A 19,554-nucleotide genomic window follows, 5' to 3' on the forward strand; every position below is an offset into this window, starting at 1 on the left:
GAATGACAACAAGACGGGGAGATCATCGACAAGAGGCCTCCATGCAGCTGCGTCACCGGTCGCCGACCCCCGCACGAGGACATCCTGGAACTGGAGCGGATGCTCCGGCGGGTGGTGGGCGTACGGGCCCGCGACCCGGACACCGTCCACGACCTGGTCCAGAAGGCCCTGGCCCGGGTGATCGCCGTCCGCGGGCGTCTGGACGACGGGGCGGTCGCCCCTACGCCATCGTCACCGCCCGCAACCTGGTCACCCACTGGCCAGGGAGGAGGAGCGGAGCCGGCGCCACCGGCCCCGCCTGGTCGACCCGCGCGAGCCCGAGCGGCCGCCAGGCCCACCACATCGAGGTCGCCTACGACGACCTCACCCTGGAGCCCTGACGGCCACGGGCGGGGGCGGAGATGGCGCTAGAACACCGCTCGAGCATCCGGACTTGAGGGATGGGGTTGTCGCCGGGAGCGGCGCGCAAGCTCCAGCGCCGCACGGATGACTCGGCGCTGCATGCGGCGCCGGATACTCGACCGCCGTTCTAAAGCTCGGCGGTGCCGCCGGCGTCGACCTTGGGGACGTCGGGAGGCGAGGACCCGTCCTCCAGGGCGACGACCTTGCTGAGAGCCTCGTCCTCGTTCTCGAGGAGGTACTGGCGGGCGGCGGTCCGCGCCTGTCCCTCGTCGCCGGCCTCGACCTCGACGTTCCAGGTCACCCGATAGCGCATCGCTGCCTCCGGAGTCGTCGGGAGCGCCGGACGAGCCCGCCGGCGCGGTCACGACGGGCCATGTTCCACGTGGAACACCGGGGCAAACCGAGCATCCGCTACCGCAGCCGCCCGACGGAGTCGACCGCGACCAGCGTCACCAGCACGAGGTCGAGGACGACGAACAGCCCGACCGGGAGCCCGAGCGGCCACAACAGCCCAACGGCCAGCGCCACCGGCGCCGCGGCCAGCCACAGCCACAGCGTCCGGTCGGGACCGGAGCGGACGGCCAGGCCGACCACCACGGTGGCGAGCAGGTACAGCGCCGTCCCGCTCCCCAGGGCGAGGGTGGTCGACCGCTCCAGAGTCCCGGTGGCCGCCTCGCGGATCACGAACTCGGTGCCGACCGCGACCGAGACCAGGGCGGCCAGCAGGGGCAGGTGGGTGTAGTTCCAGATGAGCCCCCGGAGCACGCTGCGGACGGTGCCATCGTCGATGCGGTCGAAGTACAGCCACCACAGGCAGGCCACGGCGAGAAAGCCGCCGACGGCGGCGGCCACGGTGGCGGCCGTCCAGTCGACCTCGGCGGCGCCCTGGGCGACCGAGATCACCGACTCGCCGAGCACGATGAGGGTGAACAGCCCGAACCGCTCGACCAGGTGGTTGGCGTGGATCGGCGCCTTGGCGATCTGGTGGCGGCCCACCCAGGGCGCGGACAGCTCGATCAGCAGCGCGACCCCCCACAGCACGTAGCGGGCCGGCTCGGGGACGAACACCGACACCAGCCAGAGCGAGGCACCGATGGAGAACGCCGTCAGGTAGAGGTTGAGGAGCGGGCGGGCCGCGGCCGCGTGGCGGCGGGCCCGCGCGTTGAGCAGCAGCACGATGCCGCGAACGGCCACGAAGGCCACGGCGAACTGGGCCGCGCCGCCGTGCAGGGCGTCGTGGATGCTGAGGGCCATGGCGATGACGGCCAGCATCCCGCCCAGCACCAGGACCCGGTGCAGGAGGTCGTCGGTGTCGAACCGGTCGGCGTAGACCGTGTAGCCGACCCAGGCCCACCAGACGGCCACGAACAGGCCGGCCGTCCCGAGGAAGTCGCCCAGGCTGGGGTAGTCCTCCAGGGTGTGGACGACCTCGGCGATGCAGATGACGAAGACCAGGTCGAAGAAGAGCTCGAGCCAGGTCGCGTGCCGCTCGCCCTGGTCGTCGAGGGTGCGCAGCTGCGGCGGCCGCAGCCACGGCCGGCGGGTGGTGGTGGCCATCAGCCTCCCCATTACATGATTACCGTCATTTGCCCGCACCGAACACCCGCCGGCCGCCCGGCATTCCCGGCCGTTCCGCATGGGTGTCCTCCGGCGCCGGTGGTAGCGTCCTCCAGGGGCCGGAGGTCCGGGGGACCCCAAAGGGTGCCCCGGGGAAATCGGACCGCCCGGAAGGAGGCTGCTGATGGGCGTCGAGCCGATGTGGGAGCCGTCGCCGGAGCGGGTCGAGGGCGCCAACCTGACCCGCTACCTGCAGTGGTTGCGCGACCGGCGGGGGCTGGCGGTCGGATCCTTTGACGAGCTGTGGCGCTGGTCGGTGGACGACCTGGACGGATTCTGGACCTCGGTATGGGAGTTCTTCGAGGTCGGCGGGCCGGCGCCCGGCCCCGCCCTGGCCGAGCGGCGGATGCCGGGGGCCCGCTGGTTCCCGGAGGCGACCCTCAACCACGCCGAGCTGTCGCTGCGCCGCCACGACGACCACCCGGCGCTGCTGTTCGGCAACGAGGCCGGCGAGCTGGGCACGATCGGCTATGCCGAGCTGGGCCGGCGGGTGGCCGCGGCCGCCGACGGGCTGCGCCGGCTCGGGGTCGCCAAGGGCGACCGGGTTGTCGCCTACCTGCCCAACGTGCCCGAGACCGTGATCGCCATGCTGGCCACGGCCAGCATCGGCGCCATCTGGTCGAGCTGCGCCCCCGAGTTCGGGGTCTCCAGCGTGGTCGACCGCTTCGCCCAGATCGAGCCCAAGGTGCTGGTGGCGGTGGACGGCTACCGCTACAACGGCGCCTGGCACGACCGCCGCGACGCCCTGACCGAGATCCGCCGCCGGCTGCCCACACTGGAGGCCACCGTCCTGGTCGGGCCCTCCGGCCAGGAGGGCGGGACCGCGGCCGGCCCGGATGCCGCCACGACGACCTGGGGCCGGCTCCTGGAGGACGGTGCCGGGGCCGAGCTGGCCTTCGAGCCGGTCGGCTTCGACCACCCGCTGTGGGTGCTGTACTCCTCGGGGACCACCGGGCTGCCCAAGGCGATCGTCCACGGGCACGGCGGGATCGCCCTCGAGCTGGTGAAGTCGATCTCGCTCCACCTCGACCTGGGCCCGGCCGACCGCTTCTTCTGGTTCACCACCACCGGCTGGATGATGTGGAACTTCCTGGTCGGGGGGCTGCTGCTCGGCTCAACGGTGGTGCTGTACGACGGCAGCCCCGGCCACCCGGACATGGGGGCGCTGTGGCGCTTCGCCGAGCGCGCGGGCATCACCTACTTCGGGACCAGCGCCGCCTTCGTGCTGGCCAGCATGAAGGCCGGGGTCGAGCCGGCCCGCGAGACCGACCTGTCGGCGCTGCACTCGATCGGGTCGACCGGCTCCCCCCTGCCCCCCGACGGCTTCGCCTGGCTGTACGAGCACGTGGCCCCCGACGTGCTGGTCGGCTCGACCAGCGGCGGCACCGACGTCTGCACCTCGTTCGTCACCTCCTGCCCGCTGCTGCCGGTCCACCCGGGGGAGATCCAGTGCCGCTCGCTGGGGGCCAGGGTGGAAAGCTTCGACGAGCACGGCCGCCCGGTCATCGGCCAGGTCGGCGAGCTGGTCGTCACCGAGCCGCTGCCCAGCATGCCGCTGTTCCTCTGGAACGACCCCGACGGCGAGCGTTACCGGGACAGCTACTTCTCGACCTGGCCGGGGGTGTGGCGCCACGGGGACTGGCTCGAGCTTACCGAGCGTGGCACCTGCATCATCAGCGGCCGCTCGGACTCGACCCTCAACCGGGGCGGCGTCCGCATGGGCACGGCCGAGTTCTACCGGGTCGTGGAGAGCCTGGACGAGGTCGTCGACAGCCTGGTCGTCGACGTCAGCGACCCCGGCGGCGAGGGCCGGCTGCTGCTGTTCGTGGTCCTGCGCCCCGGGGTGGAGCTGGACGACGGCCTGCGGGGCCGGATCCGGGGCGCGGTCAGGGCCGAGCTCTCGCCCCGCCACGTCCCCGACCAGATCGACGCCATCGCCGAGGTCCCCCGGACCCTCTCCGGCAAGAAGCTCGAGGTCCCGGTCAAGCGGGTGCTGGCCGGGGTGCCGCTCTCCCAGGCGGTCAGCGAGGGCGCCCTGGCCAACCCCGACGCCATCCACCAGGTCGTCGCCCTGGCCCGCGACCACGGGTAGGGGCGCCTCGTCCACAGCCGGTTGTGGATTTCCTTGCGCGGATTCCCGCTTCGCGTGGGATATTTAGCTGTGGCCGAGGTTGCCAGCAGGTACCAAACGGCCACTCAGGGTAGTGCGCTCTTGACACGATGTTCTCAGCGCGGCGGGTCGCGCCGTGCCGGGAGGTCGTCTACCTGGGCGGAGGCGAGTGCGCGAACCGGAAGTGCTGCCGAAGGGCGGCGACGGCAGCTCGGCATGGTGGAACCTCGACGAGCCCACCGGCCGGGCGCCCTCGCGCGACCCCCGGAGCCGGCCGCCGTCGCGCGACCGGCGGCGAGGCCGGCCGCTGGTCGCGGCGCTGCTCTCCTGCCTGCTGCCGGGGGCCGGCCAGCTCTACCTCGGGCACCGGCGCCGGGGCGCGGTCATGCTGGTGCTCACGGGCCTGTTCGTGGTCGTCGCGGTCGCGCTGGCCAGCGAGCCGACGGCCGTGTCCCGCATGCTGGTGCAGCCGCGGTCCCTGCTGGCCCTGCTCGTGGCCGATGCCGGCCTGCTGGTGTTCCGGGTGGTGGCGGTGCTCGACGCCTACCTGCTGGGCCGGCGGGACAACTTCCGGGCTCCGGCGCCCAGCAGCGGCTGGCGCAAGGGGGCGGCCGCCGGCCTGGTCGTGGTGGTGCTCCTGACCGCGGCCCCGCACACGGCCGCCGCCTACTACAACCTGCAGGCCTATGACCTGCTGACTTCGGTGTTCGCGGGCGAGGACCCGCTGTGGCACGCCCGGGACCGCGACCGCCACCAGACCGGCAACGGCCTGGTCACCGCCGTCCCCGGCCGGGTCACGGTGCTGCTGCTGGGCGGCGACGCCGGGCCGGGTCGCCAGGGGCGGCGCACCGACACGATGATGGTGGCCAGCTTCGAGGTCGCGACCGGCAAGGTGTCGCTGTTCGGGCTGCCCCGCAACCTGGTCCAGGTGCCGCTGCCCGACGGGCCGGCGGCGGACTACTTCGGCGAGTGCCGCTGCTTCCCGCGGCTGCTGAACGAGCTGTACGCCTTCGCCGAGGACGAGCGGCCCGACCTGTTCCCCAACAGCCGCCGGCCCGGCATCGCCGCCGTCGCCGGCGCCGCCGAGGAGCTGCTCGGGCTGCCCATCGACCACTACGCCCTGGTCGACCTGCTCGGGTTCGTGGACATAGTCGACGCCCTCGGCGGGGTTACGATCAACAACCTCAAGCCGCTGCGGGTCGAGATCGACCGCCTCGGCCGCGAGGGCAGCCAGCCGGCGTTCGAGGTCCAGCCGGGGCGCAAGCACCTCAACGGCTTCACCGCCCTCGCCTACTCCCGGTCGCGGGAGACGACCAGCGACTACGACCGCATGCAGCGGCAGCGCTGCGTGATCGGCTCGCTGGCCAGGCAGACCCAGCCGGCCGAGGTGCTGGCCGCCTTCCCCGAGCTGGTCAAGGTGCTCAAGCGCAGCGTCGCCACCGACATCCCGGCCACACGGCTGCCCGCCCTGGTCGAGGCGGCCGGCGACCAGCCGATCAAGGTGGCGGCGGTCGGGTTCACCCCGCCGACCTACAACATCGGCTGGTCATCCGGCTACCCGATCCCTGACGTGCCCAAGATCCACCGTGCCGTGCGCCGCCTGACCAGCCAGGCAGTGGTGACGACCACGACCAGTGCCGACCCTGACGGGCTCGGCTCGGCCACGTCCACCACCGGGGCCCCGGCCGGCAACGGCGGCAGCAGCTCCAGGAGCAGGCCGGCCTGCACCACCTCCGCCTGACCGGGCCAGGCGGCTCCACGCGTGGACGGCCACGGCCGGCCGGTCGCCGGTGGCCCCGAGCACGTGCACGTGGCCGGCCGGGAACAGCGTGCTGACGCCGGCCCGCCAGGTCGTCCGGCGACTGGTGGTCCAGATGGTCGGGTCGAGGCACTCCTCGCTGAGGCCGCCCTCCACCACCGTCACGGCCATGGCGGCCCGCCCGTGCCCGTGCGCCGCCGTGACCAGCCCAGCGGGCCAGCCAAGCAGCCAGGCCTCGACCTCCGGAGTGATCAGCAACGGGACCGACCAGGCGCGCACCCGCGTGGTCAGGGGCTCCGCGGCAGCCGGGGCGCGTCCCGAGGTGGGGTCGTTCGCGAACCGGAGGGTCAGCGCGACCAGGTCGGCGTCCGACCAGGTGGATGCGGCAAGCGGGTGACCGGTCAGGTGGACGGTGGGGTCGGTATCCCGGTGGCCGGTGATGTCGGCGGAGCGCATGCGGGCGTCCTTTAGGTGACTGGAACCCGGCGCTCGAGGTGGCCGTGCGACGGCGGTGAGACCGGGCAGGGAACGGCTGGTTGACCGGCCCAGGCGGGCGGCTCGCCTCAGCGGAGGGGCGGAGCCGGGCGCCGGGCCCGGGGACACGCGCAGGACCCCTTCAGCCTCGGGGTGAGGCGGGGGTCGCGGTCCAGGGTGGCGTTCCGGTGCGGCATGGCAATGCGGGAGGGTGCCGTCTCCGCCGCCGGCTGTCAAGCGCGCAACCGAACCGGCCGCCTTTATCGGATCGCAACCATCCCGTGCCGCTGTGGTTGCCGGATCAACCTGGTTGATTGGGGCGATTCGGCTATGGTTTCGCCACCTTTGGTGCCTGCGTCCCCCGTCGTTCGGCCCTGCCGGCACCCGACAAGCGCCCGAACCGCCCGGGTCACCGACGATTGCCGGCTTCTCCCGGTGCATCTGAAAGGAGCACGACAGCATGAGGATCCGTCTCCGTCTCGGCGCGGCCACGGCCGTCGGCCTCGGAGCGCTGCTCCTGGCCACGGTGCTGGCCTCCCCCGCGCTCGCCTGGCACTCCAACGTCACCGTCAACGCCCGCTGCCTCGACGGCCAGGTCCGTGTCCACTACACGGTGGAGGCCTGGGAGAAGGGGCACGAGGCGACCGTCGACGTCTCCTACGAGCTCAACGGCAAGGTCGTCGAGCTGGAGTCCGACGACCACTTCTTCGCGCCCAAGCACAACCAGTTCTCCGGCCACTTCGATCTGCCCGCCGGCACCACCGGGACGATCACCTTCACCGCGGTCGCCCACTGGAAGGGCGGCGAGAAGTCGAGCGACAAGGGCAGCGACGACCTCCCGCCGGCCGACAAGTGCGAGAAGTCGACCACCACCACCTCCATGGCGACCACGACGACCATGAAGGCGACGACCACCACCGAGGCGTCGACCACGACCAGCACCACCCAGCCCGAGGTCGCGCCGTCCAGCTCGCTGGCCACGACCACCACCGAGGAGACCGCGGGGGGCGCGGCCACCACCACCACCGCGGGCGGGGGCCAGCTGCCCTTCACCGGGGCCAGCTCCGGTCCGATGCTGCTGGCCGGGCTCGCCCTGGTCGGCGGCGGCGCCGTGGTCCTCCTGGTCAGCCGCTCCAAGGGCCACGCGACCCGGTAGCCCGGTCGCAGGGCTTCCCTGACGAAGGGCCCCCACGATCCGGGGGCCCTTCGCGTACGCAGGCGGCGGTCAGCGCTCGGCGCGCTCCTTGAGGCCGCTGGCGAACTGCCGGAAGGACGGCCCCAGGTCGGGCATGGAGCGCCAGATCAGAGGCAGGAGCGGGCCCGTGTACTCCTCGCGCATGGTGAACCGGGTGGTGCCGTCGGTCCCCGGTGCCAGGGTGAAGGTGCGCACGCCCTTGAACAGGCCCAGCGGCAGGCCGCCGCTCCAGGTCATCCGCTGGCCGGGGGTGAACTCGGTCACCTTGACCGGGAAGGCGCGACCCGGGTTGGCCCTGGAGACGACCTTGATCTTCTCCCCGGGCGCGATGCCGCCCTCGACCCGCTCGACGCCCGAGTCCCATGCCTGGTCGCCGGGAGCGTCGGTCAGGATGGCCCAGATGGCGTCGGGGCTGGCGTTGATCTCGGCGGCCGCGTCGTACGACTTCATCCCGGGCTGATCCCCCGCCGGCGACGACACCACTACCGTCACCATCACCCACCGAGGCTGGGAGCGCCTCGGCGCCGACGGCCCGGGCTGGCGCCAGCACAACCTCGGCGGCTGGGGTTGAACGTGCGCCGGGTCGTCCACAGCCCTAGGCCCGGGTGGCCAGGACCTCGGTGGCGTCGACCAGCCGGTAGGCGTAGCCCTGCTCGGCCAGGAAGCGCTGGCGGCGCTGGGCGTACTCGGTGTCGTTGGTGTCGCGGCTGACCACCGTGTAGAAGCGGGCCCGGCCGCCGTCGGCCTTGGGGCGGAGGATGCGGCCGAGGCGCTGGGCCTCCTCCTGGCGGCTGCCGAAGGTGCCGGAGACCTGGATGGCGACGTTGGCCTCGGGCAGGTCGATGGAGAAGTTGGCCACCTTGGAGACGACCAGCCGGCCGAGCTCGCCCGTCCGGAAGGCGGCGAACAGCTCCTCGCGCTCCTTCACTGGGGTGTCGCCGGTGATCACGGGGGCGTCCAGCAGCTCGCCAAGGGTCCGGAGCTGGTCGAGGTACTGGCCGATGACCAGCACCCGGTCGGCCCGGTGGGCCTCGGCCAGGCTGGCCACCACCGGGAGCTTGGAGCGGGCGGTGGCCGCGCGGCGGTAGCGCTCCTCCGGCTCGGCCAGGGCGTAGTCCATCCGCTCCTCGTCGGTCAGGTCGACCCGGACCTCGACGCAGTCGGCGGCCGCCACCCAGCCCTGGGCCTCCAGGTCGCGCCAGGGCACGTCGTAGCGCTTGGGCCCGATCAGGCTGAACACGTCGGCCTCGCGGCCGTCCTCGCGGACCAGGGTGGCGGTCAGGCCGAGCCGCCGCCGGGCCTGGATCTCGGCCGTCATGCGGAACACCGGCGCCGGCAGCAGGTGGACCTCGTCGTAGACGATCAGGCCCCAGTCCTCGCGGCCGAGGAGGTCCAGGTGGGGGTGGCGGCCGCCGCGCCGGGTGACCAGCACCTGGTAGGTGGCGATGGTGACCGGGGCCACCTCCTTGCGCGCCCCCGAGTACTCCCCCACCTGGGCCGGCTGGAGGTCGGTGCGGGCCAGCAGCTCCTCGCGCCACTGGCGGGCGGCCAGGGTCGAGGTGACCAGGATGAGCGTGCGGGCCCCGACCGCGGTCATGGCACCGAGGCCCACGAGGGTCTTGCCGGCACCGCAGGGCAGCACGATCACCCCCGACCCGGCGGCGGCGAAGGCGGCCACCGACTCGCGCTGGTAGCGGCGCAGCCCGAACCGCTCGCCGGTGCCGGCGTGGGCGGCCAGCAGCTCGATCGGCAGCGGCGCCCCCTCGACGTAGCCGGCCTGGTCGTCGGCCGGCCAGCCGAGGCCGAGCAGCGCCTGCTTGAGCCGCCCCCGTTCGGCCAGGGGCACCGCGACCCGGTCGGGCCCCAGGCGCTCGCCCAGGTGGGGGGCGACCTTGCGGCTGCGGAGGACCTCGGTGAGCACGGCCGGGTCGGAGGAGACGAGCACCAGGCCGCCGTCCTCGGCCCGCATGACCAGCCGGCCGTAGCGCCCCATGGTCTCGACCAGGTCGGTGAGCAGCCCCGGCGGCACCGGGTAGCGCGAGTGCTCGCGCAGGGCGTCGGTGACCTGCGCCGGGGTCAGCCCGGCGGCCCTGGCGTTCCAGAGGGCCAGAGGGGTCAGCCGGTAGGTGTGGACGTGCTCGGGGCTCTTCTCCAGCTCCGCGAACGGCGCGATGGCCGCCCGGGCCGCGTCGGCCCGTGGGTGGTCGACCTCCAGCAGCACGCTCCGGTCGCTCTGGACGATCAGCGCCCCGTCAGCCACGCGCCACCCGCCGTTCCGGGTCGGGGGCCTCAGCGGAGCCGGGGTCGCCCGGGATGGGCTGGCCGGTCGGGGCCGGGCGGCGGCCGCGGAGGCGGTCGACAGCGGTGGCGGAGTCGATCTCGGGCTCGCGGTCGGCGCCGTGGCCGTTGGGGGTGGCCGCCGTCCGGTCCAGGCGGTCGGGGGCGACCCGCTGCACATGGCGGACGGGCCGGGCGCCCTCGGGGCGGGGGCTGCCGTCCGGCTCCTCGGCGAGGGGGGCCTCCCCCGCCTTGCGCAGGGCGGCCAGCAGCTCGCGCTGGCTGCGGCCGGTCACGGCCACGCCCGGGGCGAGCTCACGCAGCCCGAGGCGCCGGCCGGCGGCCGAGCGGACCGCGCCCGCGACCGTCGCCGGGTCGCCGCGCAGGTAGGTCGCGGCCCCGCCGACCCGTAGGCGCCCGTGGCGGCGGGCCACGTCGGCAACCAGGTACTCGAGCGCCTGGGGCAGCGGGGTCGAGGAGTGGCGGCGCAGGAACTCCAGCACCTCGTCGGCGCTGCGGCCCTCGTCGAACGCCCGCCGCAGGCTGGCGTCGTGGATGCGCCAGGTCCCCGACCCGGCCGCCTCCCGGTCGGCCAGCCCGGCCAGCCGGGTCTCGACCCCCGGCGCCAGCCCGCCCGGCGCCACCACCGTCAGGTCCCCGGCCAGCAGGAACCGGTCCGGTCCGTCGGGCAGCGCCGCCGCGGCCGCCTCGGCCAGCCCCGCCGGCCCGTTCCCGGCGACCCAGCCGTCCGCGCCCAGCCCGGCCTGCGCCCGCCCGTCCGCGAGCACGTCCTCCCCCGCCTGGGCGGGCCCGCCGTCGACCACGGCCACGCCCAGGAAGGCGGCCGCCTCCAGCACCGCCCGGACCGTCGCCTCCAGGTCGTCGGGGCCGCCGCCGGCCGGGTCGGGCCAGACCATCGGCCGCCGCCAGGCGAGCAGCCGAGCCAGGCCGGCGACCCCGACGGCCGCGCGCGGGAACCCCACCTCGGCGCGCGAGAACCCGACATCCCGGTTCGAGGCCCCCCGGAGGGGGAGCGTAGCCGGACCCGGAGCGGGGTGCTCGGCGTTGTCCACATCGCTGCCGCTGGGAGGGGAGGCGTCGACGAGAACCTGGAGGAGGGTGCGGCGGCGGGCGGCCGCGGCGGCGAGGCGGCGACCGGCGAGGGGTCGGGCGGGCTCCGGGGCCGCGTGGCCCGACGGGCCCTCGCGGTGGGTGGGGGCGGGGCGGTCGCCGGTGGGCGACCGCCGGGCCGCCGGGGGGTGACGGGCGACGAGGTGGTCCTCGACGGCGAGGTCGATCGAGCGCCAGGCGGCGGCCAGGTCGGCCCAGCGGCGGGACCTCGCCCCGGCCAGCCAGGCGTCGGCCTCGGGGCGCAGGCCGAGCGAGCGCCGGCCGAACGGGCCCCCGACGGCGAGCACGCCGACCTCGACCAGCAGGTCGACCAGGAGGGCGAGCTCCTCGTCGGCGAGGTCGAGGTCGCGGGCCAGGCGGCCGAGGTCGCGGACGGCCACGGTGCCGGCGCGGGTGAGGGTCAGCGGCTCCCGGTCGAGCCGGGCGCAGACGCCCTCGGCGGCGACCACGGCCCGGGTGGCGGCGGCGGCGGCCCGGGCCGGGCCGTCGGGGAGCGGGTCGAGGGGCTCGGCGGCCGGGGGCTCCGGCCACTCGGGGAACACCAGGCCGCCCCGCAGGCCGAGGGCGGCCTCCCTGGGGACCACCAGCTGGCTGTAGGTCACCGGCAGCAGCAACCCGCGCTCCAGCAGCCAGCTCGCCGGCTCGGCGTCGGGGTAGCCGGCGAAGCGGCCGTAGCCGACCCCCATCACGGTGATCGGGCCGGTCGCGGCCAGCGCCTCGTCGAGCAGCCGCCGCGCGTCCTGGTCGGCCCCGGCCGCCGCCCGCCCCACCACAGCGGGGTCGGCCAGGGCGGCGCTGACGGCCCGGACCAGGGCCGCCTTGCCCGTCCCGGGCGGCCGGGGCGCGCCCAGATTGGCCAGGATGCGCTCCAGCTGCTCGGCGCTCACCCCGACCTTGGCCAGCTCGGCCACGGGCGGGCCGAGACCGCCCGGGCGGCCGAACGGCGCCCCCAGCCCGGGTGGCCCGGCGATGTTCCCGTCCGGGTCGGTGAGGGCGATGCCCAGCTCGGCCAGGACGGCCAGGCCGGCCTGCAGGCGCTCCGGGTCGAGGCCGGGCCCGGCCGCCGCGGCCAGGCCGGCCACGGTGGCCGGCGGGCCGAGCACGGCCAGCAGCTCGGCCAGGCGGAGGGTGCCCAGATCGAGGGTGCGCAGCGCCGCAGCCAGCGACGCCGGCGTGCCCGCCCGGCCGGCGAGCTCCGGGAACGACGCCGGCGCCGGCGGCGCCAGCAGATCCGGCCGGCGCTCCAGCAGCCGGCGCAGCTCGGCGTCGGAGAGGCCGGAAAGGGCGGCCGCGTAACCCGGCAGCGGTCCTCCTTGGTACGGGGGGGGTCGAGGACTGTCAGCCCGCCCAACGGGGCGAGCCCGAACCACCCAGAGTAGCGACTTCCCCGTCCCCAGTCATGCACCCAGTCCACAGCCGCAACGGCCGAGGTACCGCGTCCTTTGCGGGACCGCGGACGCTACGAACGGGTGGCCAGGCGGGTGACCAGGTCGCGTTCGTCTGAGCCGAACCAGGGGGGGTCGCCGGCGGCGGCGTTCTCGGTCATGCGGCCGGGGCGGGAGGTTGCGGGGATCGCGAGGGTGCAGCGGGGGTCGGAGAGGCCCCACTTGAGGAGGGCCTGGGGCCAGGTGGTGACGCCGAACGGCTCGAGGGGGGCGAGGTCGGCCGGGGACGGCCAGCGGCGGAGGACCGAGCCGCGGCCGAAGGGGCGCATCAGCATGACGCCGAGGCCGAGATCCTCGGCCAGGGGGAGGACGGAGCGTTCGACGTCGCGTTCGAGGGGGTTGTAGGGGACCTGCACGAAGCCGATGCGGCCGCTGCGCATCACCACCATCAGCTCGTCGAAGGCGGTGGCGTCGTAGTGGGTGGCCCCGACGACGTCGATCAGGCCGTCGTCGCGGAGGCGTTCCAGCCGGTCGAGGCGGGCCGGCCAGGCGACCAGGTTGTGGATCTGGTACAGCTCGACCCGGCCGTGGGCGTGGCGCAGCGACGCCTCGATCTGGCGCTCGGCCTGGTCGTCGTCGGCGGTCCAGACCTTGGTGGCGACGATCGCCTCGTCCCGCCGCCCGTCCAGGGCCAGGCCGAGGACCCGCTCGGCCTCGCCGTACATGGGCGAGGAGTCGAACAGGTTGGCCCCGGCGTCGAGCGCCTCCTCGACGATCCGGCGGCTGGTCGCCTCGGCCGCCCGGCCGCGCACGTCAAGGGTCCGCGAGGTCCCCATGCCGACCACCGGCACCTTGAAGCCGTTCGGTCCGAGCGTCCGCCGCTCCATCTGCCGCCTGCCCTCCCGGTCCCGACTGGCCCCGAAGCGGACAAGCCTACCGCGCCCGTCCAGCCAGGGTGGGCGGCCACGGACGGACGCGGCGCGGACCGTTAGCCCATGCGGACGCGGCGGCGGAAGGCCAGCGCCGTCAGGGCGAAGGTCAGGGCGCTGAACAGGGCGGCGGCGAGGAAGCCCTTGAAGATGACCTCGGCGTTGAACTCGCCCAGGAAGCTGCGGGCCGCCTCGACCACGTAGGTCATGGGGTTGAGGCTCACCGCCGTCTCGAACCAGCCGGTCATCAGCTCCCGCGGCACCGCGCTCGGCGTCAGGAACAGCAGCGGGAAGAAGATGATGAAGGTCGACTGGGTGGCCCGGACCGACCCGGTGGCCAGGGCGACGGCGATGCTCACGGAGGCGAACCCGATCCCGAACAGCAGCGTCAGGGCCAGCAGCCCCAGCGACCCGATCACCGGGTTCTCGGCAAACTCGACCCCGATGGCGAACCCGAACAGCAGCAGCACCAGGCTGTAACCGAGCACGGCGAACATCTCGCCGAACAGGTTGCCGATCACCAGCGACGACCGGTGGGCCGGGGTGAGCGACAGCTTGTCCCAGTAGCCGCCGGCGATGTCCAGCACCAGGGCGTTGCCGCCCGAGGTGCTGGCCGCCGCGAACAGGATCGAGATGGGCAGCTGGAAGGTGGCGTAGTTGGGGATCCCGAGGGGCCCCTCGGCCACGTCGCCGAGGGCGCCGATCTGCACCACGAAGAAGAACACGGGGATGATCAGCGCGAAGATGAACAGCTCGGGCTCGCGCAGGATGCCCCGGATGGCCCGGCCGGTGATGGCCAGGACGTCGGAGACCAGCCCGGCCGGCGCGGCCAGGGTCTGCGGCTCGCCGGTCCGGGTTCCTCCCGGGACGCGCCCGGCGTCGGGGGCGGCGGCGCTCACGATGCCCTCCTTCCGCTGGCGGCGGGCTCCTGGTCCCGGTCCTGCCCGTCCTCGCCCTGGCCGTCCTGGTCGGCCGCGGCCATGCGTCCGCCGGTGGCGGCCAGGAACACGTCGTCCAGGGTCGGCCGCGACACGCTGACCGCCCCGAAGCGGACGCCGGCCTTGTCCAGGCCCCGGATCAGCACGGCGATGTTCTGGGGGCCGTCGGGCACGAACAGGGTGTAGCCCTCCCTGGTGCCGCGCAGCTCCCCCTCGGGGAGGTCGCCGTTCGCCTGGAGCTCGCTGATGGCGGCCCGGGCCGCGCCGGACTCGCGCTCCTCGACGACCAGGTCGATCACGTCGGCGCCGATCTCGGCCTTGAGCGCCGCGGGGGTGCCCTGGCGGACGATGCGGCCGTGGTCGATGATCGCCACCCGGTCGGCCAGCTCGTCGGCCTCCTCCAGGTACTGGGTGGTCAGGAAGATGGTGGCCCCGAACCGCTCGCGGAGCTCGCGGATGCGGTCCCAGATCAGCGCCCGGGACAGCGGGTCGAGCCCGGTGGTGGGCTCGTCCAGGAACAGCACCCTGGGCCGGTGCAGCAGGGACGAGGCCAGGTCGAGGCGGCGCTTCATGCCCCCGGAGAAGGTCTGGATGCGCCGGTCGATGGCGTCGGTCAGGCCGACCAGCTCGGTCACCTCGGTGACCTGGTCACCCAGGACCTTGCCCTTGAGCCCGTAGAGCTTGCCCTGGAGGGTGAGCAGCTCGCGGCCGGTCTGCTTGGGGTCGAGGCCGGCCTCCTGGAGGGCGACCCCGATGAGTCGCCGCACCGTGGTCGGCTCCGCCGTGACGTCGTGCCCCAGCACGGCGCCCGACCCGCTGGTCGGCTGGAGCAGGGTGGTGAGGATGCGGACGATGGTCGACTTGCCGGCCCCGTTGGGGCCCAGGAAGCCGTAGATCTCGCCCTCGGCGACCTCGAGGCTGACGCCGCGAACGGCCTCGACCTCGCCGAACCGACGGACCAGGTCTGTTGCTTGGATTGCGGACATGCAGCCGAGTGTAGGGGACTCCCCCGACATTGCCACGGAGTTATCGACTGCGCTGGTCAGGGCCTTGTGCGGACCGTGTTGTCGAGCTCGCCGAGGCTGTCGATCTCGACCCGCATGCGGTCACCCGGACGCAGGAACCGGGGTGGGTCGGCGGCCATGCCGACCCCCGACGGGGTGCCGGTGACGACCAGGTCGCCCGGCTCCAGGGTGATGGTCCGGCTGATGAAGCTGACCAGCTCGGCCACCCCGAACACCATCTCGCCCGTGTTCGAGTCCTGGCGCAGCTCGTCGTTGACCCGGCAGCGGATGCCGAGGGCCTGCGGGTCGGCCACCTCGTCGGCCGTGACCAGGAACGGCCCCAGGGGCAGGAAGGTGTCGATCGCCTTGCCCAGCAGCCACTGGGCGGAGCGGAACTGGAGCGACCGCGAGGAGACGTCGTTGGCGCAGGCGTAGCCGGCGACGTGGTCGAGGGCGTCGGCCTCGGCCACCCGGCTGGTCCGGCGGCCCACGACCACGGCCAGCTCGGCCTCGTAGTCGATCTTCTCCGCCTCCGGGGGCACGAGCACGTCGGCGCCGGGACCGACGACCGAGTTGTGGTACTTGGGAAACAGGACCGGCTCCGTGGGGAGCTCCTGGCGGGTCTCGCGGGCGTGATCGCGGTAGTTGAGGCCGACGCAGATGACCTTGCCCGGCCGGGGCACGGGGGCCAGCAGCCGCACCTCGGCCAGGGGGCGCGGCTTGCCGGTGGCCACGCCCTGGGTGCCGAAGGCGAGCCAGTCGACCAGCGACGGGCCCATGGGCACCACCGCGTCGTCCTCGACGCGGCCGAATCCCCCCTCGAACGAGACCAGCCGCACGGGTCCTCCTCGGCAACGGGGCCGGCGTCAGCCGGCCGCTGGGGTGGCCGCCGGAGCCCGCCACGGGGGCTCGGGGCCGGCGAAGGCGGGGGCGACCTCCCTGGCCACCCGCTCCAGGTTCTCGCAGGCGGCCTCGTGGCTGGTGCCCGGCGGGCGGCTCCACAGGCTCACGTGGGTGAAGGGGAGCCGCTCCTGGAACTCGGTCAGGGAAGCCACCACGCCCTCGGCGGTGTCGCAGAACACGGCCGAGCGCTTCAGGCGGCCCGGGTCGATCGGGTCGGGGCGGGGCTGGTCGCGGTCGGTGGCCCAGTCGCCGTAGCGGTCGAGCTGGTAGGCGACGGCCGGGGCCAGCTCGGTGGCCCAGGTGCGCTCGGGGTCGTCGCTGACCCGCAGGTGGACGCCGACCACGACCGGGAAGCCGTCGACCGGCCGGCCGGCCCGCTCCAGGGCCTCGGCCAGCACCGGCCAGCCCTCGGCCGTCTTCTGCCAGCGGTAGTGGGCCAGGGCGAACCAGCCGTCGGCCAGCCTGGCCACCCGGTCCAGCGCCTTGGGGGCGGTGCCGCCCAGGTACAGGGGCGGGCCGCCGGCCTGGGGCGAGCGGGGGCCGACGGGCAGGTCGCCGCCGCCGGGGCCGTCGCCGGCCACCCCCTCGGCCAGGGCGCGGCGCAGGACGCCCAGCTTCTCCTCCAGGAGCCGGCCGCGGTGGGACCGGTCGACCCCGAAGGCGTCGAACTCGCGCTCCACCCAGCCGCCGCCCAGGCCGAGCACCAGCCGCCCCCCGGCCAGCAGGTCGACCACGCCGGCCTGCTCGGCCACCTCCCGGGGGCGGTACAGGGGCAGCAGCAGCACCCCCGTGCCCAGCCGGATGCGTGAGGTCCGGGCGGCCACGGCGGCCAGGAACGGGAGCTGCTGGGAGAGATGGCCGTCCTCGACGGCGTGGTGCTCGCTCCCCCACAGCGCGGCCAGGCCGAGCTGCTCGGCCAGGACCGCCTCCTCGAGGCGCTCGGCGTAGAAGGCGGGGTCGGGCTGGCGCCCGTTGCCGGGTCGCAGCTCGGTCCAGGTGCCGAAGGTCGCTGGGCGTGGCATGCCGGCAACCCTACCCCAAGCTGGCCGGGTCCAGACCTACCTCCCGGCCCGGCGGCCCGGCCCGGCCCTGACCAAACTTTCGACCTCACCGCTCCGAACCAGGGGCATGCACACCGAGACGGTCCCACCGGCCACCGCCCCGCGACCCTGGTCCCGCGCCCGCCGTGGCCGGGGCGTCCTGGCCGGGCTGCTGGCCTGCGGGGCCGCCCTGGGGGTGGCCGAGCTGCTGGCCGGGTGGTCGGCGCCCAGGCGTCGCCGGTGGTCGCGGTCGGCGGGGCGGCCATCGACGCCACCCCCCAGTGGCTCAAGGAGTTCGCCATCCGGGCCTTCGGCGAGCGCGACAAGCTGGTCCTGCTGGCCGGGATCGCCGCCGTCCTGGCCGGGTTCGCGGCCGCCGCCGGGCTGGTGGCCGTCCGCCGCCTGCCACCCGGGCTGGCCGGGGTCGCCCTCCTCGGCGCCGCCGGCGCGGCCGCCGCCCTCTCCCGGCCCGCCGCCGGCCCGCTCGCCGCCCTCCCGTCGCTGGTCGGCGCCCTGGCCGGCGCCGCCGCCCTCACGGCCTTGGTTCGCGGCCCCCGGCCCCGGGCGTCCTCGGCCCCGGCCACCCGGCCCCGGGGGCCCTCCAGCGACGCGGCCCCGGGCTCGGGCCCCCGGTGGGGGAGCGTACCCGACGGGAACGTGGATCGCGCCGCGTTGTCCACAGGGGTCGGGGTGGACCGTCGGCGGTTTCTGGTGACCGGGGTGGTGGTGGCCGGGGGGCGGTGGTCGCCGGGGCCGGGGGGCGGGGTGCTGGGAGGGCGGTCGGACGTGAGCGCGTCGCGGGCCGCGGTCAGGATCCCCGCGCCGGCCAGCGGCGCCCGGGCGCTGGCCGAGGGGGCGGCGCTCGAGCTGCCCGGTCTGAGCAGCTTCTACACTCCGAACCGGGACTTCTACCGGGTCGACACCGCCCTGGTGGTGCCGAGGATCACCGCCGAGGGCTGGCGGCTGCGGGTCCACGGCCGGGTCGACAGGGAGCTGGCGCTGGACTTCGGGCAGCTCCTGGCCCGGCCGCACCACCGTGCTCGCCTACCACGTGGTCGAGGGCAAGCTGAGCCCGGAGATGCTCGCCGGGACGCACACGACCCTCCAGGGCGGCACCATCGAGATCACCGGCTCCGGTGAGGCCTTCAAGGTGAACGGCCGGTCCAGCGTCGTCTGCGGCAACGTCCAGACCGCCAACGCGACCGTCTACCTCATCGACGGCGTGCTCATGCCCAGGAGCTGAGCCCCGCTCCCCCGCCGGGGCCGGCCAATCCGCCGGCCCCGGCGGGACGAATGCCTGGTGAGCCGACCAACACCGAGCGAGGGGCGAGCGTGGCACCGACCTGGACGAGGCGCGACTCCCCACGGCGGCCGGCCGAGACCCCGGTGGCCCGGGCGGCCGGCGAGGAGGCGCTGGAGCGGCTGCTGGCCCTGGTCGCCCGCGGCGACGAGCAGGCCTTCGCCGAGCTCTACCAGCGGGTCGCGGCCGCGGTGTTCGGGCTGGTCACCAGGGTGGTACGTGACCCGGCGCAGGCGGAGGAGGTGACCCAGGAGGTGTTCGTCGAGCTGTGGCGGACGGCGTCGCGGTTCGACCCGGCCCGGGGCTCGGCCAGGTCCTGGATCATGACCTGCGCCCACCGCCGGGCGGTCGACCGGGTGCGCTCGGCCGAGAGCGCGGCCCGCCGTGACGACCTGGCCGGCCGGCGCGACCAGGGGCGCCCCTATGACGAGGTGGTCGAGCAGGTCGAGGCCAGCCTGGAGCGCGAGCACGTCCGCCGGGGCCTTGACGCCCTCACCGACCTGCAGCGGGAGGCGGTGGTGCTCGCCTACTACGGCGGCTACACCCACCGGGAGATCTCCGCGCTGCTCGGGGTGCCGTCGGGGACGGTCAAGACGCGCCTGCGCGACGGGCTGATCCGGCTCCGGGACCACCTGGGGGTGGACGCATGAGCGCGAACCTGCACACCCTGACCGGCGCGTACGCCGCCCACGCGCTGTACGACAGCGAGCGGCTGGCGTTCGAGCGGCACCTGGCCGCCTGCCCCGCCTGCGCCCAGGAGGTGCGCGAGCTGACCGAGACCGCGGCCCGGCTGGGCGCCGCCGTGGCCGCCCGGCCGCCGGCGGTCCTGTGGGAGCGGGTGCTGGCCGAGGCCGTGGCCACCCGGCAGCTGGCGCCGGTGGCGGGGCGGGCCGAGCGGCGCCGGCGGGTCGAGCGCGGCCGGGCCCTCGGCCTGCGGGGCGGCCGGCGCCGGTTCCCGCCCCTGCTCGCCGCGGCCGCGGCCCTGCTGGTGGCCGCCGTCTCGATGACCGCGCTCAACCTGGGCTTGCCGGGGCGGTCGGAGCGGCCCATGGACCTGGTCGCGGCCGTGCTCGGCGCGCCCGACGCCCGC

The 19,554-nt window shown here is 74.9% G+C and carries 15 protein-coding genes and 1 pseudogene; 6 read left to right on the forward strand and 10 right to left on the reverse strand.

Annotation, left to right across the window (positions count from 1 at the left end):
* Positions 1 to 529: 529 nt before the first annotated feature.
* Together VF468_15365 and VF468_15370 are read right to left on the reverse strand one after the other, a co-directional pair.
* Positions 530 to 715 (reverse strand): hypothetical protein, encoded by a 186-nt coding sequence (locus tag VF468_15365; GenBank protein HEX5879673.1) that lies wholly within the window; start codon positions 713 to 715, stop codon positions 530 to 532.
* 98 nt (positions 716 to 813) lie between these two features.
* Positions 814 to 1,959, reverse strand: coding sequence for a low temperature requirement protein A (locus tag VF468_15370; protein HEX5879674.1), 1,146 nt, complete (start codon positions 1,957 to 1,959; stop codon positions 814 to 816).
* 184 nt (positions 1,960 to 2,143) lie between these two features.
* Between VF468_15370 and VF468_15375 the strand changes: the two genes are divergently transcribed.
* The 3 genes from VF468_15375 (at position 2,144) to VF468_15385 (ending at position 7,518) form a co-directional block, all read left to right on the forward strand.
* Complete coding sequence (locus VF468_15375; GenBank protein ID HEX5879675.1) at positions 2,144 to 4,111, forward strand: acetoacetate--CoA ligase; 1,968 nt, start codon at positions 2,144 to 2,146, stop codon at positions 4,109 to 4,111.
* 187 nt (positions 4,112 to 4,298) lie between these two features.
* Entirely contained in the window at positions 4,299 to 5,870 is a 1,572-nt protein-coding gene (locus tag VF468_15380) for an LCP family protein (GenBank protein ID HEX5879676.1), read from the forward strand.
* Positions 5,871 to 6,822: 952 nt separating this feature from the next.
* Complete coding sequence (locus VF468_15385; protein HEX5879677.1) at positions 6,823 to 7,518, forward strand: hypothetical protein; 696 nt, start codon at positions 6,823 to 6,825, stop codon at positions 7,516 to 7,518.
* A gap of 69 nt (positions 7,519 to 7,587) precedes the next feature.
* Here the strand turns inward: VF468_15385 and VF468_15390 are convergent, their stop codons facing one another.
* The 8 genes from VF468_15390 to VF468_15425 form a co-directional block, all read right to left on the reverse strand.
* Positions 7,588 to 8,052 (reverse strand): SRPBCC domain-containing protein, encoded by a 465-nt coding sequence (locus tag VF468_15390; protein ID HEX5879678.1) that lies wholly within the window; start codon positions 8,050 to 8,052, stop codon positions 7,588 to 7,590.
* Between the two features lie 100 nt (positions 8,053 to 8,152).
* On the reverse strand, positions 8,153 to 9,817 hold the full coding sequence (locus tag VF468_15395) for a DNA repair helicase XPB (protein ID HEX5879679.1): 1,665 nt from the start codon (positions 9,815 to 9,817) through the stop codon (positions 8,153 to 8,155).
* Positions 9,810 to 12,335 (reverse strand): helicase-associated domain-containing protein, encoded by a 2,526-nt coding sequence (locus VF468_15400; GenBank protein HEX5879680.1) that lies wholly within the window; start codon positions 12,333 to 12,335, stop codon positions 9,810 to 9,812. The genes VF468_15395 and VF468_15400 overlap by 8 nt, the downstream gene beginning before the upstream one ends.
* Positions 12,336 to 12,424: 89 nt before the next feature.
* Complete coding sequence (locus VF468_15405; GenBank protein HEX5879681.1) at positions 12,425 to 13,237, reverse strand: aldo/keto reductase; 813 nt, start codon at positions 13,235 to 13,237, stop codon at positions 12,425 to 12,427.
* A 101-nt stretch (positions 13,238 to 13,338) separates the two neighbouring features.
* Positions 13,339 to 14,178 (reverse strand): ABC transporter permease, encoded by an 840-nt coding sequence (locus VF468_15410; protein ID HEX5879682.1) that lies wholly within the window; start codon positions 14,176 to 14,178, stop codon positions 13,339 to 13,341.
* Positions 14,175 to 15,203, reverse strand: coding sequence for an ATP-binding cassette domain-containing protein (locus VF468_15415; GenBank protein ID HEX5879683.1), 1,029 nt, complete (start codon positions 15,201 to 15,203; stop codon positions 14,175 to 14,177). The genes VF468_15410 and VF468_15415 overlap by 4 nt, the downstream gene beginning before the upstream one ends.
* A gap of 56 nt (positions 15,204 to 15,259) precedes the next feature.
* Complete coding sequence (locus VF468_15420) at positions 15,260 to 16,060, reverse strand: fumarylacetoacetate hydrolase family protein (GenBank protein ID HEX5879684.1); 801 nt, start codon at positions 16,058 to 16,060, stop codon at positions 15,260 to 15,262.
* 27 nt (positions 16,061 to 16,087) lie between these two features.
* Entirely contained in the window at positions 16,088 to 17,146 is a 1,059-nt protein-coding gene (locus VF468_15425; protein HEX5879685.1) for an LLM class flavin-dependent oxidoreductase, read from the reverse strand.
* A gap of 1,048 nt (positions 17,147 to 18,194) precedes the next feature.
* Here VF468_15425 and VF468_15430 point away from each other — a divergent pair.
* From VF468_15430 to VF468_15440, 3 genes and pseudogenes are all read left to right on the forward strand, one after another.
* Positions 18,195 to 18,407: pseudogene (locus VF468_15430) on the forward strand (fasciclin domain-containing protein).
* A gap of 143 nt (positions 18,408 to 18,550) precedes the next feature.
* On the forward strand, positions 18,551 to 19,114 hold the full coding sequence (sigK, locus tag VF468_15435; protein HEX5879686.1) for an ECF RNA polymerase sigma factor SigK: 564 nt from the start codon (positions 18,551 to 18,553) through the stop codon (positions 19,112 to 19,114).
* On the forward strand, positions 19,111 to 19,554 hold a 444-nt coding region (locus tag VF468_15440), incomplete at its 3' end, for a zf-HC2 domain-containing protein (GenBank protein HEX5879687.1). The genes sigK and VF468_15440, both read left to right, overlap by 4 nt.

The organism is Actinomycetota bacterium, assembly GCA_036280995.1.
GTDB lineage: Bacteria > Actinomycetota > CALGFH01 > CALGFH01 > CALGFH01 > CALGFH01.